Genomic DNA, 17,782 nt, shown 5'->3' with positions numbered 1-17,782 from the left:
TCCACAGGAGTCGACATGACCAACAACGATATTTTGCGCCGCCTGCGCTACGCCCTCAGCATCAGCAACGACCAGATGGTCGACATGTTTGCCAAGGGCAACCTGACCGTCACCCATGCCCAGCTGCACGGCTGGCTGATCAAAGAGGCGGAGGAAGGGGAAGAGCAGGAAGCGGGCTTTGCCGCCTGTCCGGATTCGGCCCTGAGCCAGTTCCTCGACGGCTTCATCCTGGTGCGCCGCGGCGCGCGGGAAGATGCGCCGGCCCAGGTGATCCCGAACCGGATCAACAACAACATGATCCTGCGCAAGCTGCGCATCGGCCTCAACTTCAAGGAAGAGGACATGCTGGGCACCCTCAAGCTGGCCCACTTCAACCTCTCCAAGTCCGAGCTGAGCGCCTTGTTCCGCTCACGGGACCACAAGCACTATCAGGATTGCGGGGATCAGATCCTGCGCAACTTCCTCATCGGTCTCACCGCCAAGTATCGCGGCTGAACCATGGGCCGGCGTCTGCACTCACCGTCATCCCGCCAGCAGGCGGCCGGTGGGTGGCGCCGGCCATGGCAACTGGGTATTCACCTCCCGCGCACAGATCGCCGCTGGTTTGCACTCTGCCTCGCCCTGCTGCTCTGCGCCTGCCAGCCCGCCCCCTATCGGCTCAACAACGACTATCAGAGCGCCAGCCAGAACGAGCGCATCGCCTTTCTGATCCTGCACTACACGGACGAAGACGATGGCCACTCCCTGCGCCTGCTGACCGAGCCGGCCCATCAGGTGAGCGCCCATTACCTGATCCCGCGCGATACCGATGAGCAGCCGCTGCCGGTCTACCAGCTGGTGCCCGACAGCCAGCGCGCCTGGCATGCCGGCCGCAGTCGCTGGCATCAATATGCGGGGCTCAACGCCAGCTCGCTCGGCATCGAGATCGTCAACCTCGGCTACCCGCCACAAGATGAGTTGCTACCCGCCCACCAGCGTCGCTGGCAGCCCTACACCCAGGCGCAGATAGCCGCCCTCGGCGCCCTCACCCGCAAGCTGGTCGAGCGCTACCAGATCCCCCCCACCCAGGTACTGGCACACAGCGATGTCGCCCCCGAGCGCAAGCAGGATCCCGGCCCCCACTTCCCCTGGCGCGAGCTGGCCCTGCACTACGGGGTGGGAGCCTGGCCCGACGAAACCCGGCTGGCCGAATTGCGCCAGCAGCCGGCACCGGCCTGGGATGCCCTCGGCTGGCAGCAACGGCTGGCCCGCTACGGCTACGGCGTCGCCCCGAGCGGCAGTTGGGATGAGCAGAGCCGCGCCGCCCTGCGCGCCTTCCAGCTCCACTTTCGGCCCGCCCTGGTCAGCGGTGAAGCGGATGCCGAGAGCCAGGCCATCCTCACTGCCCTGCTCGAGCGTTACTTTCCCGAGCAACGCTGAGCTTTGCCCCCGACCACGAAAGAGGGACGCCGCGGCGTCCCTCTTTCGCATTCTCACTCGAGTGCCGACTCAGGCCTCCACCAGCAGCACCTCTATCCCGGCCTGACGCAGACCGGCCAGGGTCTCGGCCGCAATGGCGTCGTCGGTGATCAGGGTGTGGATGCGCCGGGTATCGATGATCTTGTGCAGACTCAACCGGCCAAACTTGCTGGAGTCGGTCACGACGATGATCCGCTCGGCCACGTGGCACATGCAGCGGTTGAGCCTGGCCTCGTCTTCGTGATGGGTGCTGACGCCGCGCTCCAGATCGATGCCATCCACCCCGAGAAACAGCAGGTCAAAGTGATAGTTCTGCAAGGAGAGATCCGCCTGGGCGCCGTAGAAGGAGAGCGACTTGCGGCGCAGGTGGCCCCCCGTCATCAGCAGTTCGACCCCTTCCGCCTCCAGCAGGGCATTCGCCACGTTCATGCCGTTGGTCATCACCACTATCTCCTGGTGATCGCGCAGGTGGCGTGCCACCTCCAGGGTGGTGGTACCCGAGTCGAGAATGAGGCGGCAACCCGGCTGCACCAGACTCGCCGCCATGGCGCCGATGCGCTGCTTGACCGGGGTGTTGAGCACGCTCTTGTCGGCGATGGTGCGCTCGGCCACCGGCTGGCCGGATTCACACAACAGGGCGCCACCGTAGGCGCGCACCGCCACCCCCTGTTTCTCCAGAAATGCCAGATCGTTGCGGATGGTGACGGTGGAAACCTGATAGTGGCCGGCCAGCTCGTTGACCTGAACGCTGCCATTGCTGCGCAGCTGCTGAATGATGCGCTCCCGTCGCTCGCTGGTGCCGAGCACGCTCTTTTCGGTGATTTGCATAGTCTCTCTGCCGGAGTCCTGTGGTGAAAGTAGAGCTTTCACTTCGTTACGTTTCCCTATTAACACTCAGCCTCGGTGGCAAATCAAGCTTTCATTGAATTGAAAAGTGCCGTCAGACTCCCTAAAACAGCCACGAACCTTTCGATTCATTTCTTTTTGTGATCTTGCTCAAGATGTGAACACACTTTTATTTCGTTTCGAACGCCGTACGCCTAGGGTAAAGAAAGAAATCGAAAGCAAAGCATCTTGTTCAGGCCAAGAGGAAGAGGGAAATGAAATCAATGCTGGATCTGGTCGCACAACACAAGCAGGGGGAGCAGGTCGGGATCTACGCAGTCTGCTCCGCCCATCCGCTGGTGCTGGAGGCGGCCCTGCGACTGGCGGCGCAAGGGGACCAGCTGCTGCTGGTCGAGGCCACCTCCAATCAGGTGGATCAATTTGGCGGCTACACCGGCATGACGCCGGCCGATTTTCACGACCTGCTGCACCGGCTCGCCGCCGAGTGCCGCTTTCCCGTGCAGCGGCTGGTACTGGGTGGGGATCACCTCGGCCCCAACCGCTGGCAGAGCGAGCCCGCCGAACGGGCCATGGCCCACGCCGAGGATCTCATCGCCAGCTATGTCGCGGCCGGCTTCAAGAAGATCCACCTCGACTGCAGCATGTCCTGCCAGGGGGATCCGGTGCCGCTGACCGACGAGCTGGTGGCGGCGCGTGCCGCCCGGCTGGCAAACGTGGCCGAGCAGACCGCCATCCGGCAGTTTGGCCACAGCGACCTGGTCTATGTGATTGGCACCGAAGTGCCGGTACCGGGCGGTGCCCACGAAGAGCTGGCCGAGCTGGCAGTCACCACGCCGGAGGCGGCGCGCCACACCCTGGCCGCCCACCAGCAGGCCTTCGAGCAGGCCGGACTGGTCCAGCTCTGGCCGCGGGTGATCGGTCTGGTGGTGCAGCCCGGCGTGGAGTTCGACCACACCCACGTCATCGACTACCGTCCCGAGCGGGCCGCCCCCTTGAGCCGGATGATCGAGGCCTATCCCCATCTGGTGTTCGAGGCCCACTCCACCGATTACCAGACCCCGGACGCCTACCGCCAGCTGGTGCGCGATCACTTCGCCATCCTCAAGGTCGGCCCCGCCCTCACCTTTGCCCTGCGCGAGGCACTGTTTGCCCTCGCTGCCATCGAGGAGGAGCTGGTGGTGGCCAAAGCCTGCTCGGGCCTGCGCCAGGTGCTGGAAGAGACCATGCTGGATCGCCCCGACTTCTGGCGCAGCCACTATCAGGGCAGCCCCAACGAGTGCCGGCTGGCCCGCGGCTACAGCTACTCCGATCGCATTCGCTACTACTGGCCCGACAGCCGGGTCGACGACTGTTACGCCAGATTGCTGGCCAACCTGGCCGCCGAACCCATTCCCCTGCCGCTGCTCAGCCAGCACCTGCCGCTGCAATACCGCAAGGTGCGCCAGGGCACGCTGTCGCCCCGGGTTCACGACCTCATTCTCGATCAGGTGCAGGAGGTGCTGCGCCAATACGCGGCGGCCTGCAGCGCCGTTCCCGCCAGCCACTCCCGGCTGACCCCGGTTGTATAAGGAGTTGTAGAGATGATCCTTGGTTATCCAGAAGAGACGCTGCGGTCGGCCAACGGCCTGGCCACCGCCCGTGAAATTCGCCAGCAACCCGCCACCTGGCGGGAGACCCTCACCATGGTGGAGGAGTGCCGCGCCACCATAGAGCGCTTCCTGCTGCCCCTGCTGTCGCGGGGCAACCTGCGGGTGATCCTGACCGGAGCCGGCACCTCCGCCTTTGCCGGCCGCGCCCTCGCCCCCTATCTCAGTGCCCGCCTCAACGGCCGCTTCGAGGCGATCGCCACCACCGACATCGTCACCGATCCGGGCGAATACCTGGCACAGGACTGCCCGACCCTGCTTATCTCCTTCGCCCGCTCCGGCAACAGCCCGGAGAGCGTGGCGGCAGTGGAGCTGGCCAGCCAGCTGCTGAGCGAGTGCCACCACCTGGTGCTGACCTGCAACGGTGAGGGGGAACTCTATCGCCGCTGTCAGAAGGATGCCCGCTCCCTGGCGCTGCTGATGCCGCCCCAGACCCACGACCGCAGCTTTGCCATGACCAGCAGCCTCACCAGCATGATGCTGAGCTGCCTGGCGGTGTTCCTGCCACGCCAGTTCAACCCAATCGCCAGCCAGCCGCTCATCGCGCTGGGGGACGCCATCCTGCCCCAGGCCGAGCTGAAGGTGCCCGAGTGGGATCGACCGCTGCCGGAGCGGGTCATCTACCTTGGCAGTGGCAGCCTGCAGGGGGTGGCCCAGGAGGCGGCCCTCAAGCTGCTGGAGCTCACCGCCGGCCAGGTGATGGCCATGCACGACTCCCCCACCGGCTTTCGCCACGGGCCCAAGTCGGCCATCAATCGGCAGACCCTGATCGTGCTGATGGTGTCCAACGATCCCTATACCCGCCAGTACGATCTGGACCTGCTCGGCGAGCTGCGCCAGGACGGCCATGCCGCCCGGGTGGTCGCCCTGGCCGACCGGCCGGATCCGCTCATCAGCGCCGGCGAACACATCTACCTGCCCACCCCCCTCAACGGTGACGACGCCGAGCTGGCGCTCTGCTACCTGCTCTACGCCCAGTACTACGCCTTCCACACCGCGCTGGTGCTGGGCATCACCCCGGACAATCCCTGCCCGAGCGGGCGGGTCAACCGGGTCGTGCAGGGGGTCAACATCTATCCGTTCAACCAGCAAGGAGGCGTCTGATGCCGAACATAGTGCTGAGCCGTATCGACGAGCGCCTGATCCACGGTCAGGTCGGCGTGCAATGGGTCGGCTTCGCCGGTGCCAATCTGGTGCTGGTAGCCAATGACGAAGTCGCAGAGGACCCCATCCAGCAGAACCTGATGGAGATGGTGCTGGCGGAGGGCATCGCAGTGCGCTTCTGGCCGCTGCAGAAGGTGATCGACAACATCGGCAAGGCCGCCGATCGCCAGAAGATCCTGCTGGTGTGCAAGAGTCCGGCGGACTTTCGCACCCTGGTGGAGGGCGGGGTGCCCATCCCCCGTATCAACGTCGGCAACATGCACTACGCCGACGGCAAGCGTCAGATCCACAAGACGGTATCGGTGGACGAGTCGGACATAGCGGCGTTTCGCGCCCTGCAGGACGCCCACGTCGCCTGCTTTGTCCAGGGGGTGCCGACCGAACCGGCACAGGACATTTTCAACCTCATCTGATTAAGGACAATTGTGATGGAAATCAGTTTGTTGCAAGGGCTCTTGCTGGGCATGCTGGCGTTCTTCGCCGGGCTTGACCTGTTCAACGGCCTGACCCACTTCCACCGGCCCGTGGTACTGGGCCCGCTGGTGGGCCTGATCCTCGGCGACCTGCCCACCGGCATTCTGGTGGGCGGTACCCTGGAGCTGGTCTGGATGGGGCTGGCCCCGCTGGCAGGCGCCCAGCCGCCCAACGTCATCATCGGCACCATAGTCGGCGCCACCTTCGCCATCACCACCGGGGTCAAGCCGGATGTGGCGGTCGGGGTCGCGGTGCCGTTCGCGGTGGCGGTCCAGATGGGGATCACCTTCCTCTTCTCGGTGATGTCGGGGGTCATGTCCCGCTGTGACCGGATGGCGGAACAGGGGGATGTGCGCGGCATCGAGCGGGTCAACTACCTGGCGCTGCTGGCGCTCGGCTCCTTCTACTTCCTGTGTGCCTTCCTGCCCACCTACTTCGGGGCCGAACACGCCAAGACCGCCATCGACGTGCTGCCCGCCCGTCTCATCGACGGCCTCGGCGTCGCCGGCGGCATCATGCCCGCCATCGGCTTCGCCGTGCTGCTCAAGATCATGATGAAGAACGTCTACATCCCCTACTTCATCCTCGGTTTCGTCGCCGCCGCCTGGCTCAAGCTGCCGGTGCTGGCCATCGCAGCGGCCGCCCTGGCCATGGCTCTGATCGATTTCATGCGCAAGGACCCGGCGCCACAAACCCGCCCCATCCAGGAGGAAACCGAAGATGGCATCTAACAACACCGCCACCCGGCTGGCCCAGGCGGCCGAGCCGCAACCGACCCGCGCCGTCTCCGACGACGTCTACGAAGATCAGCACCTCGGGGCCGAGCTGACCCGCCAGGACATCAACCGCTTCGCCTGGCGTTCCCTACTGCTGCAGGCCTCCTTCAACTACGAGCGGATGCAGGCCTCCGGCTGGCTTTACGGCCTGCTGCCGGCACTGCAAAAGATCCACACCAACCCCAAGGATCTCTCCCGGGCGATGAAGGGCCACATGGGCTTCTTCAACACCCACCCCTTCCTGGTCACCTTCGTGATGGGGATAGTGCTAGCGATGGAGCGCTCCAAGCAGAACGTCAACAGCATCCAGAGCACCAAGATCGCGGTCGGTGCCCCGCTCGGCGGGATCGGCGATGCCATGTTCTGGCTCACCCTGCTGCCCATCTGCGGCGGCATCGGCGCCGACCTGGCCCTGCAAGGCTCCATCATGGGGGCTGTGGTCTTCTTCCTGCTGTTCAACCTGGTGCACTTCGGCCTGCGCTTCGGGCTGGCGCACTACGCCTACCGCATGGGGGTGGCTGCCATTCCGCTCATCAAGGCCAACACCCGCAAGGTGGGCCATGCCGCCTCCATCGTCGGCATGACGGTGATCGGCGCCCTGGTCGCCACCTATGTGCGGCTCGGCACCACCCTGGAGATCACTGCCGGCGATGCGGTGGTGAAGCTGCAGGCGGACGTGCTCGACAAGCTGATGCCCGCCTTCCTGCCGCTGCTCTACACCCTGGCCATGTATGGGCTGATCCGCCGCGGCTGGAGCCCGCTGCGCCTCATCGTCATCACGGTCGTGCTCGGCATCGTCGGCAAGTTTGCAGGCTTCCTCTAATCCGGTGCCGGCACCAGGCCGGCCCTTTGCTGTAAAGGAACAGATTATGTTGGGCATCATCATTTGCGGACACGGCGGCTTCGCCAGCGGCATGGAACAGGCCATGTTGCAGATCCTCGGCGAGCAGGAGGCGGTGGTCGCCATCGACTTTCCCGAGTCCTCCACCACGGCCCTGCTGCAGGATCAGTGCGAAACCGCCCTGACTCAGGTTGAACGAGGGGATGGCGTGGTCTTTCTGACCGACCTGCTGGGGGGAACCCCGTTTCGGGTCGCCTCCACCCTGGCGCTGCGCCAACCCGGGCGGGAGGTGGTCACCGGCACCAATCTGCAGCTGCTGCTGGAGATGGTGATGGAGCGCGGCGAGCTGACCCCGTCCCAGTTTCGTGAACAGGCGCTGTGCTGCGGTCATCGCGGCCTCACCAGCCTGGTGGACGAGCTGGCGCGCGAGCGGGCCGAGACGCTGGCCGAGGAGGGGATCTAGATGGCAGAGCGGATCCGCGCCCGCCGCCTGCTGACCGAGCAGGGCTGGCTGACACATCAGGTACTGACCCATGAAGCGGGCGTCATCACCGCCATCGACCCCATCCCGGCCGACGACCCGGAGCGGGAGGTCGAGCTGCTGGTGCCCGCCCTCATTGATGGCCACGTCCACGGCGGGGCCGGCGTCGACGTGATGGATGAGGCGGCCGACGCCCTGGCCCGCCTCTCCCTTGCCAAGGCGGCAGAAGGGGTGGGCGCCTTCCTCGCCACCACGGTCACCGCTCCGCTGCCCGCCATCCTTAGCACCCTCAGTCGCATCGCCGATGCCATGGCCAGTCCCCTGCCGGGTGCACAGCTGCTCGGCAGCTATCTGGAGGGGCCCTACTTCACCCCGGACAACAAGGGTGCCCATGACCCGGCCCTGTTCCGGGAGCTGGATCTGGCGGAGCTCGACCGGCTGCAACAGGTGGCGCGAGGCACCCTGAAGGTGGTCGCCCTCGCCCCCGAGAAGGCCAGGGCGCTGGCCGCCATCCGTCATCTCAAGCAGGCCGGCATCCGGGTGATGCTGGGTCACTCCGCCGCCGACCACGACACCACCATGGCGGCACTGGCGGCGGGAGCCTCCGGGCTGGTGCACTGCTTCAACGGCATGCGCGGCCTGCACCACAGAGAACCCGGCATGGTCGGCGCGGGGCTGGTGCATCCCGATGCCTGGCTGGAGCTCATCGCCGACGGCCACCACGTCCATCCGAGCGTGCTCAGACTCTGTCACTGCTGCGCCAGGGATCGCCTGCTGCTCATCACGGATGCCATGCGCGCCGCCGGCATGCCGGACGGTCACTACCTGCTCGGCGACTACCGGGTGGAGATGAAGGACGGGGTGGTGCGCACCGACACCGGCGGCCTGGCGGGCAGCACCCTCACCCTGCTCGGCGCCGTGCGCAACATGGTGCAGCTGGCCGGCGTGCCGCTGGAGGAGGCCATCCGCATGGCTTCGCTGGCACCGGCCCGGCTGCTGGGGATGGCACATCGCCTCGGCTCGCTGGCCGTCGGCAAGCAGGCCAACCTGCTCGCCCTGACTGCGGAACTCAATCAACAACATATCTGGGTGACGGGCCGGAAGATCCTCCCCGCCCTTACCCCGCTCTCTTTCCCTGAAGCTGGTGCCCACCAGGGTGCCAAGGAGTCCTCATGTATCTGATCTCGTCCCATGAAATGCTTAAAGATGCCCAGCGCCGCGGCTATGCGGTGCCCGCCTTCAACATCCACAACCTGGAGACCGTCGAGGTGGTGGCCCGCACCGCCGCCAAGCTGAACTCCCCGGTGATCCTGGCCGCCACGCCGGGTACCTACCGCCACGCCGGGGTCGAATACCTGGTCTCCATCTGCGCCTCGGCTGCCCATCAGTACCGCATCCCGCTGGTGCTGCATCTGGATCACCACGAGGACGAGCAGGATATCCACTACAAGGTCGAGGCCGGCATCCACTCCGCCATGATCGACGCCTCCCATCTGCCGTTCGAGGAGAACGTCGCCAAGGTGCAGCGGGTCGTCACCTTCTGCCACCGCATGGGGGCGAGCGTGGAGGCCGAACTGGGCCAGCTCGGTGGACAGGAGGATGACCTCATCGTGGACGCCGCCAACGCCCATCTGACCGACCCGGACAAGGCGGCCGAGTTCGTGACGCGCACCGGCATCGACTCCCTGGCCGTCGCCATCGGCACGGCCCACGGCCTCTACAAGGAGGAGCCGCGCCTCGACTTCGAGCGCCTCGCCGCCATCCGGGCCAGGGTAGCGGTGCCGCTGGTGCTGCACGGCGCCTCCGGCATTCCCGACCGGGACGTGCGCCGCTGCATCGAGCTCGGGGTGTGCAAGGTCAACGTGGCCACCGAGCTCAAGATCGCCTTCTCCGACGCCATGAAGGCGTTCCTGGCCTCCCACCCCGACGCCAGCGACCCGCGCCAGTATCTGGTGCCCGCCATGGCCGCCATGGAGGAGGTGGTCGCCGCCAAGATCCGCATGTGCATGAGCGACGGCAAGCTGTAATCCCCGAGCCGGGCCCGCTGCGGCGAGCCCGCCTCCATCCCGGTATCACAGACGAGGTTCTGCCGACTCACACCTCACTCACATCAACACGTGGAGACAACCATGCACGCACGTACCGCCATGACGCTGCTGCTCATGCTGACCCCCTTCGCCCAGGCCGAAACCCTGTCGCTGGAGGGTGACCAGTACCGTATCAAGGTCGAGACCGATGCCGGCAAGTTCCGGGAGCTGACCTTCACCAATACCGCCAACGGCGATCTCATTCGCTCTGACAACCTGTTCGACATCAAGGGGGCGGATGATCGGCTGACCCCCTCCGCCGATTTCAAGGTCACCGCATTTACCAAGAGCGATGACCGGATCGAGATGGCGTTGGAAAATGCCGACTTCGTGGTCAAGAGCGCCATCCGGCTGGGCCGGGACAAGCGCTACGCCAGCATCGACTTTGCCCTTGACACCCTCAAGAACGGCAAAAAGATCAACGGCTTCTCCATGCTTCCCTTCCACTCCCAGGCACCGTTTGTCTATGGCGCCATCAACAGCTCGCCCATCGTCAGCGACAGCTTCTTCATTACCCCCCAGAATCCGCTGGTCAATACCCGGGCCTACGAGGGTGGCGTCAGCCAGCTGATCCCGCTCAAGCTGCCGCTCGCCGAAGGCAAGCCGCTCAGCTATCGCACCTATGTCGGCACCTTTGGCGGGGGTCAGCTCAGGCGCGACTTCAACCGCTTCCTCAACGAGGCCCGCGATCGCCCCTACGCCCCCTACCTGCATTACAACTCCTGGCTCGACATCGGCTTCTTCAATCCCTACACGGAGGCCGAGGCACTCAAGCGCATCGATCAGTTCGGCGAGGCGCTGATCAGCCGGCGCGGAGTGCCCATGAACGGCTTTCTGTTTGACGACGGCTGGGACGATCGACTGGGCAACTGGGGCTTCAGCAAGGACTTCCCCAACGGCTTCAGCAAGCTCAAGCGTGCGGCCGAACGCTACCATGCCCAGCTCGGGATCTGGCTCTCCCCCTGGGGTGGCTACAACAAGCCAAGGGATGAGCGGGTCTCCCATGCCGCCGAGTTCGGCTATGAGCTGAGCGATGGCAAGTTCGCCCTCTCCGGCCCGGTCTACTACCAGAACTTCCACCAGAAGGTGATGTCGCTCATCAAGGATCAGGGGGTCACCCACTTCAAGTTCGACGGGACCGGCAATGCGGACAAGCTGATCGAGGGGAGTCGCTTTACCAGCGACTTCGATGCCGCCATCCACCTGATTGCAGATGCGCGGGCCGCCAATCCGAAGGTGTTCATCAACCTGACCACCGGCACCACCGCCTCCCCCGCCTGGCTGTTCTTTGCCGACTCCATCTGGCGCGGCGGCGATGACATCAACTTCTACGGACCCGGCTCCAGGGTGCAGCAGTGGATCACCTACCGGGATGCCGAGACCTATCGATCCATCGTCAAGAACGGCCCCCTGTTCCCGCTCAACTCCCTGATGCTGCACGGGCTGGTCTATGCCAAACAGGCCAAACACCTGGATCGGCAGTCACCGCAGGATTTCGCCGATCAGGCCTGGAGCTACTTCGCCACCGGCACCCAGTTGCAGGAGCTCTATCTCACGCCGGAACTGCTGAGCGGCCAGAACTGGGACCTGCTGGCCAAGGCGGCCCTCTGGTCACAGCAGAATCAGGCCGTGCTGTTCGATAGCCACTGGATCGGCGGCGACCCCACCCTGCTGGCGGTGTATGGCTGGGCGGCCTGGAGTCCGAGCCGCGCCTTCATCACCCTGCGCAACCCCTCCAGCCAGCCGCAGACATTCCTGCTGGAGCCTCAGCGCCAGCTGGAGATCCCGGCGGGCGAGGCCACCCGCTTCACGGTGCAGCCACGCTACGGCAGCAATGCCAGCGTACCGGCCACCCTCGATGCCCCCCGCCTCATCACCCTGGCGCCGCTGGAGCTGATCACCCTGGAGCTGACCCCGGCCGGAGACAAACCCGCTGCTGTGAAAAAGTCCTGACCCAGACCAAGTTTGACCTGACAAAAAGGGACGCCGTGGCGTCCCTTTTTCTTCGTGCCGCGGGGCTCAGCCCCTGCCGACAGATCAGATCCCCTGACGGGCTTCCTGCATCAGCAGGCGCATGTCGCTGACTGCCTTGGCTAGGCCGTCGAAGGCGGCGCGGCCGATAATGGCGTGGCCGATATTGAGCTCATAGAGCTCGGGGATGGCGGCGATGGCCTTGACGTTGTGGTAGTGCAGGCCGTGGCCGGCATTGACCTTTAGCCCCTTGCCAGCGGCGTAGGAGGCACCGGCGGCGATGCGCTTGAACTCGGCGTTGCGCGCGGCATCCGTGGTGGCATCGGCGTAGCGGCCGGTGTGGATCTCGATGAAGGGAGCACCGCTCGCGGCGGCAGCATCGATCTGCAACGGATCCGCATCGATGAAGAGGGATACCTGAGCGCCGACAGCTGCGAGGCGGGCCACGGCGTCAGTCACCTTGTCCAGCTGGCCGGCCACGTCCAGGCCACCCTCGGTGGTCACCTCGGTGCGCTTCTCCGGCACCAGGCAGACGAAGTGGGGCTGGATGCGGCAGGCGATGCCGATCATCTCTTCGGTCACCGCCATCTCCAGGTTCATTCTGGTCTGGATGGTCTGGCGCAGGATCTCCACGTCACGGTCGGTGATGTGACGGCGATCTTCACGCAGGTGCACAGTGATGCCATCGGCACCGGCCTGCTCGGCCACAAAGGCGGCCTGTACCGGATCCGGGTACTGGGTGCCGCGGGCGTTGCGCAGGGTGGCGATGTGATCGATGTTCACACCCAGATAGATTTCACTCATTGAGGACTCCTTGAAACTCTTCATCTGTTGACTGCGCGGCTACCGCGCGGATATCCGTATATCAGCTTGTAGGTTCGATTAGCGCAGCGTAATCGGACCCAGGTAACATTCTTGCCATGTCGGGTAACGCCGTAGGGGGGTTAACCCAGGCTATTGCGGCGTTTTAAAAACAGCTCTCGGCTCTTCAACTGGCGCCGTCCCAGATAGGGCTGCAGTGCCAGCCGGCTGAAACGCTTGGCCGCCTGCAGCAGGGGCGGACTGTCGAAGCGCCCCTCGGCAAAGGCCAGCAGGTGCGCGCCGAGAAACAGGGTACGGGGATCCGGCGCCCGCTCGCAAGCGACAAAGCCCAATTCACGCTCGAAGCCGTACAGCAGCTCGGGCTGGATCGGCGACTCATCGTCGGCGGCATATTCGAAGTCCACCGCGTAGCCGAGCGCCTGCAGCAGCAGGAATTCGAAGCGGCGCAGCGGCAGCTCCGGCGTCTCGCCATCGGCCAGCGCCATGATGGCGCGGGCATAGGCGTCAAACACTTCCGGGAACGGGGTGTGGGCTTCCAGCAGGTAGTAGACCAGTTCGTTGAGATAGAGGCCGTAGAAGAGGCGATCGCCGCCGAGCCGCAGGGAGTGATCCGGGCACTCGACCTGGGTGAGATTCTTGAGATCGCCCTTGCCACGCCAGGCGATGGTGAGCAGGGTAAAGGGTTGCAACAGCCCCTTCAGAGGCGAGCGTGGCCCGCGGGAACCGCGAGCCACCAGAGTAAAACGACCACTATCCTGGGTGAAAACCTCGACCAGCTGGCTGGTCTCCCGATAGGGCCGACTGTGGATGACGAAAGCCGGGGTCAGCAATCAGTCGTCACCGTAGCCGAGACTGCGCAGGGCGCGCTCGTCGTCAGCCCAACCGGATTTGACCTTGACCCACAGCTCCAGGTGCACCTTGTTCTGGAACAGCCGTTCCATGTCGAGGCGCGCCTCGGTGCCGATGGTCTTGATCTTCTCGCCCTTGTTGCCGATGACCATCTTCTTCTGACCGTCGCGCTCCACCAGAATGAGGCCGTGGATATGGTAGAGACCGTTCTCCTCCACCTTGAAGCGCTCGATCTCCACCGTCACCGAGTAGGGCAGCTCCTCACCGGTGAAGCGCATCAGCTTCTCGCGGATGATCTCGGAGGCCATGAAGCGGGAGGAACGGTCGGTCACGTAGTCTTCCGGGAAGAAGTGAACGTTTTCCGGCAGCAGATCCTTGGCCCACTCGCGGATCTTCTCCACGTTGGTGCCCTTCTCGGCACTGATGGGCAGGATGTGGGCGAAGTTCATCTGCTGACCCAGCCACTCGAGGTGCGGCAGCAGATCCTCTTTCTCTTTGACGTTGTCGATCTTGTTGACCGCCAGCACCACCGGGCACTTGAGGTGACGCAGCTTGCCGAGCACCATCTCGTCGTCCTTGGTCCAGTGAGTCCCGTCGACCATGAACACCACCATGGCCACGTCCCCCAGCGAACTGGTGGCGGCGCGGTTCATCAGGCGGTTGATGGCCCGCTTCTCTTCGATGTGCAGACCCGGTGTATCGACATAGATGGTCTGGTAGTTCTCCTCGGTGTCGATCCCCAAGATCCGGTGACGGGTGGTCTGGGGCTTCTTTGAGGTGATGCTGACCTTCTGGCCAAGCAGCTTGTTGAGCAGGGTGGACTTGCCCACATTGGGGCGGCCCACGATGGCGACAAAGCCGCAGTAGGTGGTATCTGTCATGACAGTTTTTCCAATGCTTGCTGCGCAGCGGCCTGTTCGGCCTTGCGACGGCTGGTGCCGACCCCGACCAGCGGACCATCCAGGCCTTCCACGTCACACTGGACGGTGAACTCCTGGTTGTGGGCTTCGCCCTTGACGTTGGTCACAGTGTAGGTCGGCAGGGATTTGCGGCTTCCCTGCAGAATTTCTTGCAGACGGGTCTTGGGATCCTTCTGCTCTATGCCCGGTTTGATCTCCTCCAGGCGGCTGGCGTACCAGCCCAGCAGCAGCGTCCGTACCGTCTCAAGATTGGTATCCAGATAGACGGCGCCGATCACCGCCTCGACCGTGTCGGCCAGAATGGATTCACGGCGAAAACCGCCGCTTTTCAGCTCACCCGGCCCCAGGATCAGGTGATCCCCGAGGTCGAACTCCCGGCCCAGTTCGGCCAGGGTCTTCTCGCGCACCAGGGTGGCGCGCATGCGACTGAGATCCCCTTCCGCCGCCTGCGGGAAGCGGTGGAAGAGATCATCGGCAATCACCAGACTCAAAATGGAGTCACCCAGGAATTCCAGTCGCTCGTTGTGACGGGAACCGGCGCTGCGGTGAGTCAGCGCCCGGGTCAGCAGTTCTTGATCCTGAAAGACATGCCCTAGACGGGACTGCAGTCTGTTCATCTTGATATTCATTTACTTGATTCCGCCAATGCGGTTGAAGCGCACCCCTGTCGGTACCCAGCTTGGCAGCAGGGAGCCTTCTTCGCGCTCGAATTCAAAACTTATCCAGATAGCGACCGCCTTGCCGACCAGGTTCTGCTCGGGCACGAAGCCCCAGAAACGACTGTCGGTACTGTTGTCACGGTTGTCACCCATCACGAAGTACTGGCCTTCCGGCACCACCCATTCGTCTGGGTAGGTGCCGGGCTGGCGGTAGTAACGGCCGACCATATCGGGCATCAGCGGGTTGCGCAGGGTCTCGTGAGACACCTCGCCCAGCTGCTCGGTATAGCGGTCAAGCGGGATCCCCATCTGGGTAAATTCACCCCTTTGTTCAAACTTGACGTCGAGCTTCTGGAAGCCCGGGCACGTTTTCCCTTCCTGTTCATCGCACTTTGGCCGGATCATCAGCTCCTTGTTGCGATAGATGACCCGATCCCCCGGCATGCCGACTACGCGCTTGATGTAGTCCACCCGGGTATCCAGCGGATACTTGAACACCACCACGTCGCCGCGTTTGGGCTCACCGGTCTCGAGGAACTTGGTGTTGGTCACCGGATCCTTTAGACCATAGGCAAACTTCTCCACCAGGATGAAGTCGCCCACCAGCAGGGTGGGCATCATGGAACCCGACGGGATCTGGAACGGTTCAAAGATGAACGAACGCAAGATCAATACCAGCGTGATGACCGGGAATACCCCGGCGGTCTGCTCGATCCAGACCGGCACCGGCGCCACCTTGGCCAGGGTTTTCTCGTCCAGATGGGCGCCGCCGTGGGCACGGGCCACGGCAATCTTGGCGGCCCGCTGCTTGGACCAGATCATCTTGTCCAGACACCAGATAACACCGGTGATCGCGCAGACCACCACCAGGATCAGGGAAAACGTGCTTGCCATCTATTAGTCCTTTCCGACGTGGAGAATTGCGAGGAAAGCTTCCTGCGGCACGTCGACACGGCCCAGAGACTTCATCCGCTTCTTACCTTCTTTCTGCTTGTTCAGCAGCTTCTTCTTCCGGCTCACGTCACCACCGTAACACTTGGCGGTCACGTCCTTGCGCAGCGCCTTGACGGTACTGCGAGCGATGATCTGGTTGCCGATGGCAGCCTGGATGGCGATATCGAACATCTGGCGCGGGATCAGCTCGCGCATCTTCTCCACCACCTGGCGACCGCGGTACTGGGCGTTCTCCTTGTGGGTGATGATGGCCAAGGCGTCGACCCGCTCGCCGTTGATCATGATGTCCAGACGGACCATGTCGGAGGTCTCGAAGCGCTTGAAGCCGTAGTCCAGCGAGGCATAGCCACGGCTGGTGGACTTCAGGCGGTCGAAGAAATCGAGCACCACTTCCGCCATCGGGATCTCGTAGGTCAGAGCCACCTGCTTGCCGTGGTAGACCATGTTGGTCTGCACGCCGCGCTTCTCGATACAAAGGGTGATCACGTTGCCCATGTACTCCTGCGGCAGCAGGATGTGACACTCGGCGATCGGCTCGCGCATCTCCTTGATGCTGGTGATGGCGGGCATCTGGGCCGGGCTGTCGATGTGGATGGTAGTACCGTCGGTCAGCTCGATCTCGTAGACCACGGTCGGCGCCGTGGTGATCAGATCCAGATCGTATTCACGCTCCAGCCGCTCCTGGATGATCTCCATGTGCAGCATGCCGAGGAAGCCGCAACGGAAGCCGAAGCCCAGCGCGGTGGAGCTCTCCGGTTCGAAGAACAGGGAAGCATCGTTCAGGGAGAGCTTGTCGAGGGCGTCACGGAACGACTCGTAGTCATCGCTGGAGATGGGGAACAGACCCGCATACACCTGCGGTTTCACTTTCTTGAAGCCAGCCAGCGCCTTCTCGGCACCGTTCTTGGCCTGGGTCAGGGTATCGCCCACCGGCGCGCCGTGGATGTCCTTGATACCGCAGACAACCCAACCTACCTCGCCGCAACCCAGCCCCATGGTGTCCACCTGTTTGGGCGTGAAGATACCGATACGATCGACACCCCACACCTGACCGGTGCTCATCACCTTGATCTTGTCGTTCTTCTTGAGAGAACCGTTCTTGATCCGCACCAGCGACACGACGCCCAGATAGGAGTCGAACCAGGAGTCGATGATCAGCGCCTGCAGCGGCGCATCCGGATCACCTTCCGGCGCCGGGATCCGGGCCACGATCTCTTCCAGCACCAGGTCAACACCCAGGCCGGTCTTGGCGGAGCAGCGCACCGCATCGACCGCGTCGATGCCGACGATGTCTTCGATCTCTTCGGCAACCCGCTCCGGCTCGGCGGCCGGCAGGTCGATCTTGTTCAGCACTGGCACCACTTCCAGATCCATTTCCATGGCGGTATAGCAGTTGGCCAGAGTCTGTGCCTCAACCCCCTGGCCGGCATCCACCACCAGCAGCGCCCCTTCACAGGCCGCCAACGAGCGGGAGACCTCGTAGGAGAAATCCACGTGGCCAGGGGTGTCGATAAAGTTCAGCTGGTAGGTGTTACCGTCTTGTGCCTGGTAGTTCAGGGTCACACTCTGTGCTTTGATGGTAATGCCGCGCTCGCGCTCCAGGTCCATGGAGTCAAGCACCTGAGCCTGCATCTCGCGGTCGGACAGGCCGCCACAAGTCTGGATCAGACGGTCCGACAGGGTCGATTTACCGTGGTCGATGTGCGCAATAATCGAAAAGTTACGAATGTGTTTCATCGAGCAAGAATCACTCAAAATTAGGTTAGGGCCGGATATGGAGGCAGGATTTTACTGGATAACCCGGTCGACGGCCAATCTTTAGTCGACGAAGCAC

General features: G+C 63.8%; 18 protein-coding genes. 11 read left to right on the top strand and 7 right to left on the bottom strand.

Annotated features, from left to right (window positions below; translation table 11 throughout):
• Positions 1–15: 15 nt before the first annotated feature.
• Positions 16–495, top strand: a complete 480-nt coding sequence (locus OKC29_RS17095) for a DUF1456 family protein (protein ID WP_011704763.1) — start codon at positions 16–18, stop codon at positions 493–495.
• Positions 496–498: 3 nt separating this feature from the next.
• Entirely contained in the window at positions 499–1,419 is a 921-nt protein-coding gene (locus OKC29_RS17090; protein ID WP_073348930.1) for an N-acetylmuramoyl-L-alanine amidase, read from the top strand.
• Between the two features lie 69 nt (positions 1,420–1,488).
• Here the strand turns inward: OKC29_RS17090 and OKC29_RS17085 are convergent, their stop codons facing one another.
• A complete protein-coding gene (locus OKC29_RS17085) occupies positions 1,489–2,286 on the bottom strand; it encodes a DeoR family transcriptional regulator (RefSeq protein ID WP_005309410.1) in 798 nt (265 codons plus the stop codon).
• Between the two features lie 272 nt (positions 2,287–2,558).
• Between OKC29_RS17085 and kbaZ the strand changes: the two genes are divergently transcribed.
• From kbaZ to ast, 9 genes are all read left to right on the top strand, one after another.
• A complete protein-coding gene (kbaZ, locus tag OKC29_RS17080; protein ID WP_073348929.1) occupies positions 2,559–3,872 on the top strand; it encodes a tagatose-bisphosphate aldolase subunit KbaZ in 1,314 nt (437 codons plus the stop codon).
• Between the two features lie 12 nt (positions 3,873–3,884).
• Entirely contained in the window at positions 3,885–5,054 is a 1,170-nt protein-coding gene (locus OKC29_RS17075) for an SIS domain-containing protein (RefSeq protein WP_017780936.1), read from the top strand.
• Positions 5,054–5,527 (top strand): PTS N-acetylgalactosamine transporter subunit IIB, encoded by a 474-nt coding sequence (gene agaV, locus OKC29_RS17070; RefSeq protein ID WP_005309404.1) that lies wholly within the window; start codon positions 5,054–5,056, stop codon positions 5,525–5,527. The genes OKC29_RS17075 and agaV overlap by 1 nt, the downstream gene beginning before the upstream one ends.
• Positions 5,528–5,542: 15 nt before the next feature.
• Positions 5,543–6,319, top strand: a complete 777-nt coding sequence (agaW, locus tag OKC29_RS17065) for a PTS N-acetylgalactosamine transporter subunit IIC (protein WP_073348928.1) — start codon at positions 5,543–5,545, stop codon at positions 6,317–6,319.
• Positions 6,309–7,187, top strand: coding sequence for a PTS N-acetylgalactosamine transporter subunit IID (agaE, locus tag OKC29_RS17060; RefSeq protein ID WP_073348927.1), 879 nt, complete (start codon positions 6,309–6,311; stop codon positions 7,185–7,187). Before agaW ends, agaE begins: the two co-directional genes overlap by 11 nt.
• 46 nt (positions 7,188–7,233) lie before the next feature.
• Positions 7,234–7,668: a PTS galactosamine/N-acetylgalactosamine transporter subunit IIA gene (gene agaF / locus OKC29_RS17055; RefSeq protein ID WP_010635027.1), complete on the top strand. Its 435-nt coding sequence runs from the start codon at positions 7,234–7,236 to the stop codon at positions 7,666–7,668.
• Positions 7,669–8,868, top strand: coding sequence for an N-acetylglucosamine-6-phosphate deacetylase (gene nagA, locus OKC29_RS17050; RefSeq protein ID WP_073348926.1), 1,200 nt, complete (start codon positions 7,669–7,671; stop codon positions 8,866–8,868).
• Positions 8,859–9,713 (top strand): tagatose bisphosphate family class II aldolase, encoded by an 855-nt coding sequence (locus OKC29_RS17045; protein ID WP_073348925.1) that lies wholly within the window; start codon positions 8,859–8,861, stop codon positions 9,711–9,713. The genes nagA and OKC29_RS17045 overlap by 10 nt, the downstream gene beginning before the upstream one ends.
• A gap of 102 nt (positions 9,714–9,815) precedes the next feature.
• The gene (gene ast / locus OKC29_RS17040) at positions 9,816–11,726 is read left to right on the top strand and encodes a thermostable cytotonic enterotoxin Ast (RefSeq protein ID WP_073348924.1); all 1,911 of its coding nucleotides are present in this window, start codon (positions 9,816–9,818) and stop codon (positions 11,724–11,726) included.
• Between the two features lie 84 nt (positions 11,727–11,810).
• Here the strand turns inward: ast and pdxJ are convergent, their stop codons facing one another.
• From pdxJ to lepA, 6 genes are all read right to left on the bottom strand, one after another.
• On the bottom strand, positions 11,811–12,548 hold the full coding sequence (gene pdxJ, locus OKC29_RS17035) for a pyridoxine 5'-phosphate synthase (RefSeq protein ID WP_073348923.1): 738 nt from the start codon (positions 12,546–12,548) through the stop codon (positions 11,811–11,813).
• A 140-nt stretch (positions 12,549–12,688) separates the two neighbouring features.
• Positions 12,689–13,396, bottom strand: coding sequence for a DNA repair protein RecO (recO, locus tag OKC29_RS17030; protein WP_039214654.1), 708 nt, complete (start codon positions 13,394–13,396; stop codon positions 12,689–12,691).
• Positions 13,397–14,296 carry a GTPase Era gene (gene era / locus OKC29_RS17025; protein WP_011704750.1) on the bottom strand — a complete coding sequence of 300 codons (900 nt, stop codon included), beginning with the start codon at positions 14,294–14,296 and terminating at the stop codon, positions 13,397–13,399. It lies immediately after the preceding gene.
• A complete protein-coding gene (rnc, locus tag OKC29_RS17020) occupies positions 14,293–14,964 on the bottom strand; it encodes a ribonuclease III (protein WP_044799232.1) in 672 nt (223 codons plus the stop codon). The genes era and rnc overlap by 4 nt, the downstream gene beginning before the upstream one ends.
• Positions 14,965–15,888 carry a signal peptidase I gene (gene lepB / locus OKC29_RS17015; RefSeq protein ID WP_016349520.1) on the bottom strand — a complete coding sequence of 308 codons (924 nt, stop codon included), beginning with the start codon at positions 15,886–15,888 and terminating at the stop codon, positions 14,965–14,967.
• Between the two features lie 3 nt (positions 15,889–15,891).
• A complete protein-coding gene (gene lepA / locus OKC29_RS17010) occupies positions 15,892–17,685 on the bottom strand; it encodes a translation elongation factor 4 (protein WP_016349519.1) in 1,794 nt (597 codons plus the stop codon).
• Positions 17,686–17,782 lie beyond the last annotated feature (97 nt).

Origin of the sequence: Aeromonas sp. QDB34 (genome assembly GCF_027705405.1) — a bacterium.
GTDB lineage: Bacteria > Pseudomonadota > Gammaproteobacteria > Enterobacterales > Aeromonadaceae > Aeromonas > Aeromonas hydrophila.
Note: the sequence above shows the minus strand (reverse complement) of the source record. Positions and strands in the feature narration are given on the sequence as shown.